10 protein-coding genes are annotated in these 7671 nt (G+C 64.0%); 4 read left to right on the top strand and 6 right to left on the bottom strand.

Translation table 11 applies throughout. The annotated features are described in order from the left end of the window. The first annotated feature begins 176 nt into the window (after positions 1-176). Positions 177-416, top strand: coding sequence for a hypothetical protein (locus OEW28_RS18360; RefSeq protein ID WP_263736252.1), 240 nt, complete (start codon positions 177-179; stop codon positions 414-416). Between the two features lie 96 nt (positions 417-512). Continuing rightward, positions 513-866 carry a RidA family protein gene (locus OEW28_RS18355; protein WP_263736251.1) on the top strand — a complete coding sequence of 118 codons (354 nt, stop codon included), beginning with the start codon at positions 513-515 and terminating at the stop codon, positions 864-866. A 20-nt stretch (positions 867-886) separates the two neighbouring features. On the opposite strand, the gene OEW28_RS18350 is transcribed toward OEW28_RS18355, so the two are convergent. From OEW28_RS18350 to OEW28_RS18335, 4 genes are all read right to left on the bottom strand, one after another. Continuing rightward, entirely contained in the window at positions 887-1843 is a 957-nt protein-coding gene (locus OEW28_RS18350) for an agmatinase (RefSeq protein ID WP_263736250.1), read from the bottom strand. A gap of 151 nt (positions 1844-1994) precedes the next feature. Next, on the bottom strand, positions 1995-3284 hold the full coding sequence (locus OEW28_RS18345; RefSeq protein WP_263736249.1) for an NAD(P)H-dependent oxidoreductase: 1290 nt from the start codon (positions 3282-3284) through the stop codon (positions 1995-1997). A 90-nt stretch (positions 3285-3374) separates the two neighbouring features. Then, on the bottom strand, positions 3375-3698 hold the full coding sequence (locus OEW28_RS18340) for a hypothetical protein (RefSeq protein ID WP_318527582.1): 324 nt from the start codon (positions 3696-3698) through the stop codon (positions 3375-3377). Positions 3699-3732: 34 nt separating this feature from the next. Next, positions 3733-4332 (bottom strand): HNH endonuclease, encoded by a 600-nt coding sequence (locus OEW28_RS18335; RefSeq protein ID WP_263736248.1) that lies wholly within the window; start codon positions 4330-4332, stop codon positions 3733-3735. Positions 4333-4489: 157 nt separating this feature from the next. On the opposite strand from OEW28_RS18335, the gene OEW28_RS18330 reads away from it, so the two are divergent. Then, positions 4490-4906 (top strand): VOC family protein, encoded by a 417-nt coding sequence (locus OEW28_RS18330; RefSeq protein WP_263736247.1) that lies wholly within the window; start codon positions 4490-4492, stop codon positions 4904-4906. Positions 4907-5069: 163 nt separating this feature from the next. On the opposite strand, the gene OEW28_RS18325 is transcribed toward OEW28_RS18330, so the two are convergent. Beyond that, positions 5070-5735, bottom strand: coding sequence for an alpha/beta hydrolase (locus tag OEW28_RS18325; RefSeq protein ID WP_263736246.1), 666 nt, complete (start codon positions 5733-5735; stop codon positions 5070-5072). Continuing rightward, positions 5732-6361 carry a DNA-3-methyladenine glycosylase family protein gene (locus OEW28_RS18320; RefSeq protein ID WP_263736245.1) on the bottom strand — a complete coding sequence of 210 codons (630 nt, stop codon included), beginning with the start codon at positions 6359-6361 and terminating at the stop codon, positions 5732-5734. The genes OEW28_RS18325 and OEW28_RS18320 overlap by 4 nt, the downstream gene beginning before the upstream one ends. Before the next feature lie 73 nt (positions 6362-6434). On the opposite strand from OEW28_RS18320, the gene OEW28_RS18315 reads away from it, so the two are divergent. Further along, positions 6435-7664, top strand: coding sequence for an MFS transporter (locus tag OEW28_RS18315; protein WP_263736244.1), 1230 nt, complete (start codon positions 6435-6437; stop codon positions 7662-7664). Positions 7665-7671 lie beyond the last annotated feature (7 nt).

The following is a 7671-nucleotide window of genomic DNA, read 5'->3' as shown; positions in this document are numbered from 1 at the left end:
CACGCACCCGAGTCCCGGAGAAAGTCCCGGACCTCTGGTAAGTAACGAGTGAAATCAAGTAGTTAAGATGGCGGGTTTGGAGCTTCCCAAGCTTACGACGAGGGTTCGATTCCCTTCACCCGCTCCACACCTGTGAAGACCAGCACGGCTGCAACAACCACGGGGAGATTGTTACCATGAAAAAGACCCTTCTGACTGCCGCGTTCCTGACTGCGATGGCGGCGCCTGCCTTTGCGACCCAATGCCCTTCGCTTATGGCCGAAATCGACGAGGCGATGCAGACCACCACCGTCGATGACGCGACCAAGGCGCAGGTCATGGAACTTTACGAGAAAGGCAAGGCAGAGCATGAAAGCGGCGACCACGCCGCGTCCGAAGCGACGCTTGCCGAAGCGAAGGCTCTACTGGGGATCTGAACGCACGGGATCCGGATGCTTGCCCACCTGCGAGCGCTTTCCTTCCGTGAGGAGAAACCGTAGTCATGCCTGGAATCCCACGCAAAGGAGCAAGGCATGGCCGGGACCATCGAACGGATTGAAACCGAAACGCGGATGTCGAGCGCTGTCATCCATGGCGGCGTGATCTATCTTGCCGGCGTTGTCGGCGAGAATGGAGGTGACGTGGCGCAGCAGACCAAGGACGCCCTCGCCGAAGTGGATCGGCTTCTTGCGCTTGCCGGATCGGACAAGACCCGCATTCTGCGCGCCCAGATCTGGCTGGCCGAGATGGCCGACTTCCCGGCCATGAACGCGGTCTGGGATGCCTGGGTCGCACCCGGTCATGCGCCTGCACGCGCCACCGGTGAATCCAAGCTGGCCGCACCGGAATACGGTGTGGAGATCATCATCACCGCCGCGCAGAGCTGAACCCTGCGCGGCGGCAGGGTTTAAAGCGCCTCTGCCATCAGGCACAGGATCTCGAACATGAGAGAGGCGCCAAGCCATGCCGTGTTGCCCGAAGGATCGAAGGGCGGCGAGACCTCGACAAGGTCCGCCCCCACGATCCTGAGGCCGCGCGCCCCGCGCAGGACCTCGATCGCCTGAAAGGCGCTTGGCCCGCCCCACTCTGGCGTGCCGGTTCCCGGCGCGATCGAGGGATCGACGAAGTCGATGTCATAGGACAGATAGGCCGGCTGCGTCCCTACGATTTCCCGAGCCTCGGCCATGACATCGGCCACGCCGCGGGCATGAAACTCTTCGATACGGACGATGCGGATGCCATTTGCCTTTGCGAAATCGGTGTCGACGTTGTCATAGGTCGTGCCGCGAATGCCGATCTGGATCATCCGCTTGGGGTCCAGAAGACCCTCTTCCACCCCATTTCGGAACGGGTTCCCGTGCGTCAGCGTCTTGCCGCCGAAATAGGCAGGGTAAAGGTCCGTATGGCTGTCGAAGTGCAAAAGACCCAAGGGCGTGTCGCGGGCGATACCCCTCAGCACCGGCAGCGTGCAAAGATGGTCTCCCCCACCGGACAGCGGCCGAATGTTGCGCGCCTTCAGCCCTGCAAAGAAGTTTTCGAACCGCTGAAGCGTATCGGGACCGTCCACCGGGTTCGGGCCAACGTCCCCCAGGTCGGCGCAGCGCGCAAGTTCGAAGGGACGCACCCCTGTCGCCCCGTTCTGTGCCCGGATCATGGTCGAGGCATCGCGCAGCGCACGCGGTCCATGGCGTGCGCCCGGTCGGTTCGACACACTGCCATCCCAAGGCAAACCGACAAGACCGATCTGCACCTCGTCCGCGCGCGGGTGATCAAGCGGAACATGCGGCAGGCGCATGAATGTGGGAATACCGGCAAACCGCGGCAGTTCCATGCCGGAAACGGGTCTGAAGAACGTGTCGGACATCTGATACTCCTTATTTCGCCCGCGAGACTAGCGGCTTGTTGCCATAAATACAGAGGCGATGTTCATGCGCGACGCCGCGCGAGCGGCCTCGTCCAAGGGCCGACACAATCGATTGAGCACGATGACCCCATCTGGCGGCGCAACCAGGCCGTCACGCTTTTACACAAGAACGATAGAGGTCCAGCACCGCGTCGGTTTCGAGTGCCACGTCGCTCATCCTCACAACCTCTCCCCGAGGGACGTCACGTTTCAACGCGACCCTGTGGGCTAGACCTATCGGCAGGACGTCGGCGGCTTTTTCGATCGGCAGGGCCTTGCCCCAGACCGTGTAACCGCCCTCGCCGTCCAGGACCTCCCCCGCCTTCAGATCGCGCTTTGCGACGGCGGCCACGGTGCCGCGCATCTCGCGCGATGCGCCGGTCGCCTCGTGGCGCAGGGCGGCGCTGAGGACCGAGATCGACAGTTCCAGGCCGATCAGGTGAAACGGCTTGTACATCGCGGCAAAGCGCCCGGTCGCGTCCGTGGGCAGGCCATACTGGCGGAAACAGGCGGCCGCGTAGTCGTTCGGCGCTTCCAGCACCACGTAGACTCCCCATCGCAGGTCCCGGTAGACCGGCCGCCCGTCGCGTTCCAGGGACGAGACCGTCTCGACCATACCGCGGCCCTCAAGCTGTCCACCAAGCGCCCGAGGGCGCATCACATGGGCAAGATCGTCCACTCCGCAGGGCGGAAAGCCAAGCCCGCCCGACGGCACCGTCAGGCCGCAGGCGTTGGCGATGGCGACCATCTCGATCGCGCTCTTGGTGCCATCGAGGAAGGAGTTGAACATCTGCGGGTTCATCCCCGCCTTCGCCGCCTCCTCGGGGCTTAAGCCGTAGTGGGCCCAGACCTCCCTGGGCGTAACCTCGTGATACGACGGAAGATACTTCGTGCCCTTGCCCGCCGCCGCGACGTGAAAGCCCGCGGCGCGCGCCCAATCGACCATCTCGGCGACAAGCGCGGGCTGATCGCCATAGGCCATGGAATAGACGACCTCTGCCCGCGCGGCCTCTCGGGCCAGCGCCGGGCCGACAAGGACATCGGCCTCGACATTGACCATGACGACGTGCTTGCCCGCCGCGATCGCGGCACGGGCATGGGCGATGCCCGCCCGGGGGTTGCCCGTGGCCTCGATGACCACATCGACATCGTCGCGGCCCGCGAGCGCCGCACCATCCTCAAGGAACGCGGTCCCCGCGATGCGATCGCCATCCCAGCCAACAGCCCTGCAGGCAGTCCGCGCCCGTTCCAGGTCCAGATCGGCGATTGCCGTGACGGCGAGGCCCCGGATCGTCGGCACCTGGCTGAGAAACATCGAACCGAATTTCCCCGCGCCGATCAGTCCGGCCCGCACGGGCCTTCCACGATCAACCGCCTCGCTTGCCAGCCTCGCAAGGTTCATCCCATCCCCCCTCTTGCGTCCCACTCAATTTGAAGGCGATCTTTGTGCATTGTGGCTGATCACGCCAGTAAATCGTGCCTATGCATCCTTTCAGCGCCCTGCATGGGACTGCCGCATCCAGGATGCCGTGAGGACCACCCACATTGAGCCGGCGATGACGAGGCCCATCATCGTGACCGCCAGAAGCCCGCTTTCGCTAAGCGCGTGATCAGAAAGCGCGAAGGCCGCAAGAAGAACCGCAACCAGCACTGGCACCTTCATGTAGTCCGGAACGTGACCGCGTCGAAACAACCTGGCGACACCGCCCCCGCACCCCTGCCGGGCGAGGACGACATGGAACGCAGCGACTGCCGCCACGGCGCCGATCGGGACGTTGATGATGGCTTCCCATTGCAGCGGGGCGATTGAACCCAATGGCTGTCTCGGCAGGCGAAAGGTAAAGCCACGCTCAAGCGTCCAGCTCTGCATCCCAGTAAAGGAAGTCCATCCAGCTCTGATGCAGGTAGTTTGGCGGAAAGCGCCGACCGACCTGCTGCATCTCTTCCGCTGTCGGCTGAAGCGGGGGACGACGCAGCGAAAGCCCGGATTGGCGCAGAAGCTTGTTGGCCTTCTTCAGGTTGCACGGCGAACAGGCCGCCACCACGTTTTCCCAACTGGTGATGCCGCCGCGCGACCTCGGCAGGACGTGATCGAAGGTCAGTTCCCCTTTCGAGCCACAGTACTGGCAGCAGAACTCATCCCGCAGAAAAAGATTGAAGCGCGTGAAGGCCACGCGCTTCTGAGGTTTCACGTATTCCTTCAACACCACGACCGACGGTATTCGAAAGGCGGCCCGCTGTGACCGAACCACCTCTTCGTACTCCGCGAGGATCGTCACACGGTCCAGGAACACCGCCTTGATCGCTTCTTGCCAGGGCCAGAGGGACAAGGGGTAGTAGGATAGTGGCCTGTAGTCGGCATTCAGAACCAGCGCGGGATAATGTTTCAGCGCAGCTGGTTCGCGGACGAAGCTCGTCCTGAATTCTTCCTGATGCAGCTTGTCGAGCATTCCGGACTCCGTTTCCGCCCTGCCTGCCGTTCGGCCAACCGGGGCGGGAGCGCCCGCCCCTGCTTATCCACAACTATATATGGCGTTCAACGCCTTGCAAGCCCCGTCATATACGCCGCTTGCGACCAGAGGCTTATCGGGCAAGAATGACACCATCATGACACCGCCAGAAATCCTCGGAACACTTGAATCCGCGCTATATGCCGGCGATCTGGCCGCGGCAGAGTCATTTTACGCCGATATTCTGGGCTTGCCCGTCATCGCGCGCCAAAAGGGACGGCACATCTTCTTTGCGGCGGGTGAGTCGCTGTTGCTGGTGTTCGACCCCGCTGCAACCGCGGACGGTGCGCCAGCGGGCGCGCGGCTTCCCGTGCCGGGCCACGGGGCCAAGGGGCCGGGACATTACTGCTTCAAGGTATCCGCACAGGCGCTGGACGCTTGGCGGACATATCTTGAAGAAAGCGGGGTGGAGATCGAGGCAGATTTCGCGTGGCCAAATGGCGCACGGTCGATCTACGTCCGCGATCCTGCCGGGAACTCGGTTGAATTCGCGCCCGCCGCTCTCTGGTTCTGACCGATCAGCGCCGCGCGCGCACCTTCACACGCACAGGTTCAGGTCTGACGGCAGGGATCGCCAGCGCGGCAAGAAGAACGGCGGCGGCGATCAGTGCGGCAAAGGCCATCAAGGCAACTCCCAAAGATTCGTTAAGCACAACGTAAGCCTTGCCACGGCAGCTTCAAGCCCCGGCAAGACGGTCCTTGAGAAAGGCAAGTGCGACCGACAAACCGTCGGGTGCGATGCCGTGGCCCGTCCCCTTCATCACATGGCCGTAGGTGTCGAACCCGGCTTCGCCAAGCGCACGGCCCGCCAGGCCCATCTCCTCGAACGGGACCATCGGGTCCTGGTCGCCGTGCACCAGAAGGACCGGCGGCTTCGACACCGCTTCCGGGCCGAGCCTCTCGGGCTCCAGCAACCGGCCCGAAAAGGCGACGATCCCCGCGACGGGATCCGCGCGGCGCGGCAGCACGTGCAGCGCCATCATCGAGCCCTGCGAGAATCCCACGATCGCCATCTGATCGGGGCGCATACCTTCGTCGTCGAGACGCGCATCCAGAAAGGCGTTCAGATCGTCGACCGAACGGGTCATGCCGGTCCTTGCCTCGGCCTCGGAAGAGCCATCAAGCCACGGAATCGGAAACCACTGGCGTCCGAAGGGGTTGTTGCGGCATGCCTCGGGCGCATCCGGCGCAACGAAGACTGTGTTCGGCATGTGCGGCGCAAGCGGGTCGGCCAGCCCCAGAAGATCCGCGCCGTCGGCCCCGTAGCCGTGCAGAAAGATCACGAGCGCCCCCGGCTGTCCCGACTCGGCGGCCTTGCGGCCGAATTTCATTTCGCGCGTCACCTCGTGCCCTCCCGGCTTTTGACATGACGGTAGTAGGCCCAGAGTGCGCGCGCTGCAACCGCCCGCCACGGCGACCACGCCTGGGCCATGGCGCGAAGCACCTTTTCGTCCGGCCGTTCGGGCAGGTTGTACAAATGCCGGGCGGCCTCTTGCAGCGCAAGGTCGCCGGATGCGAAGACATCCGCGCGTCCCAACGAAAACATGACATAGATCTCGGCCGTCCAGCGGCCAATGCCCGGCAAGGCGATCAGCCTGGCGATCACCTCATCCGAGGGAAGGTGGCGCAGGGCGGCATAATCGACGCGCGCACGGGCCAGGCTGCCCGCGTAGCGCGCCTTTGGCCGCGACAGTCCGCAGGCGCGCAAATCATCGTCGGCGGCAAGCGCGACCGCGGTTTCCTCGGTCAGGCCTGCGCGTTCAAGTCGTCCCCAGATCGCGTTTGCGGACGCGACGGAAACCTGCTGGGACACGATGGCGTCGAGTAGCGCCGCAAAGCCGTCGGGTTTCAGACGCAGGGGCAGCGCGCCGGCGACCCGCAGCGCATCAGCCAGGACCGGATCGCGCCTGGCGAGCCAGGCTGCGCCTTCGTCCAGGCAGGCAGGCCCGATGATGATGCGTTCGTCCATGCACACGACCTTTCGCCCTTGCAGGGAAATGATTCCGCTTGCGGGATGCAAGGCCCCACACTACGCATTCAGCATGACCGATGTGACCGATATGACCGTTCCAGCGGTGTCCGATCTCCGCGTCCGGCGGAATCTTGTGGTTCTGATCCTGGCCCAGGCACTTTTGGGCGCGCAGATGCCGATGATCTTTACCATCGCGGGTCTGGCCGGTCAGGCGCTTAGTCCCAATCCCTGCTGGGCGACATTGCCGATCACGATGATCGTCCTTGGCTCCATGCTAAGCTCGACGCCGGTGTCGGCATTGATGCAGCGGCACGGACGTCGCGCAGGGTTCTGGCTGGGTACCGCCGGCGGCGCGACCGGCGCGATCGTCTCGGCGGCGGGGCTTTACACCTCGTCCTTCCTGCTTTTCCTGGCCGGATCGCTTCTGACCGGGCTCTACATGTCCGCGCAGGGTTTTTATCGCTTTGCCGCGGCCGACACCGCCAGTGCAGACTTTCGGCCCAAGGCGATTTCGTGGGTCATGGCGGGCGGGCTTGCCTCCGCGCTGATCGGCCCCCAGCTGGTCAAGTACACCGCCGACGCGCTGGTGGTCGGCTACCTTGGCACATATGTCGCCGTGGTTGCGCTGAACCTGCTTGGCGCCTTCCTTTTCCTGGGGCTGGATATCCCCAAGCCCCCCAAGCCCATCGAGGGCGTCGCCAACGGTCGGTCGCGCAGGGAAATGCTGCGTGACCCGGTCATCGTCGTGGCGATCATCTGCGCCATGGTCAGTTACGCGCTGATGAACCTTGTGATGACGTCCACGCCGCTGGCTGTTGTCGGCTGTGGTTACGGGACCGACAGAGCGGCCGACGTGGTCAGCGCCCATGTGCTTGCGATGTTCGTCCCCTCGTTCTTCACTGGCCATCTGATCGCCCGCTTCGGCGTGAAGCCGATCATCGGGACGGGGCTGTTCATCCTTGCCGCCGCCGGGGCCATCGCGCTGTCCGGGGTCGAGATCTCGCAGTTCTTCCTGGCGCTCATTCTTCTGGGCATCGGCTGGAACTTCGGCTTCATCGGGGCGACCACGCTTTTGACGACGGCGCACTCGGTCGAGGAAAAGGGCCGCCTTCAGGGATTGAACGACCTTCTGGTCTTTGGCGGTGTCACGGTCGCTTCGCTGTCGTCGGGCGCCCTGATGAACTGTTCCGGCGCGGGCGTGATCGCGGGCTGGCAGGCGGTCAACATCGCCATGGTGCCCTTCCTGGTCCTTGCAGGCGGTTCACTGATCTGGCTTGCGATGCGCCCGCGACTGATCTGATACGCGA

Origin of the sequence: Albidovulum marisflavi (assembly GCF_025751435.1) — a bacterium.
In the GTDB taxonomy this organism is placed as follows: Bacteria; Pseudomonadota; Alphaproteobacteria; order Rhodobacterales; family Rhodobacteraceae; genus Albidovulum; species Albidovulum marisflavi.
The sequence above is the reverse complement of the archived record's forward strand: the minus strand, read 5'-3'. Positions and strand labels throughout refer to the sequence as shown.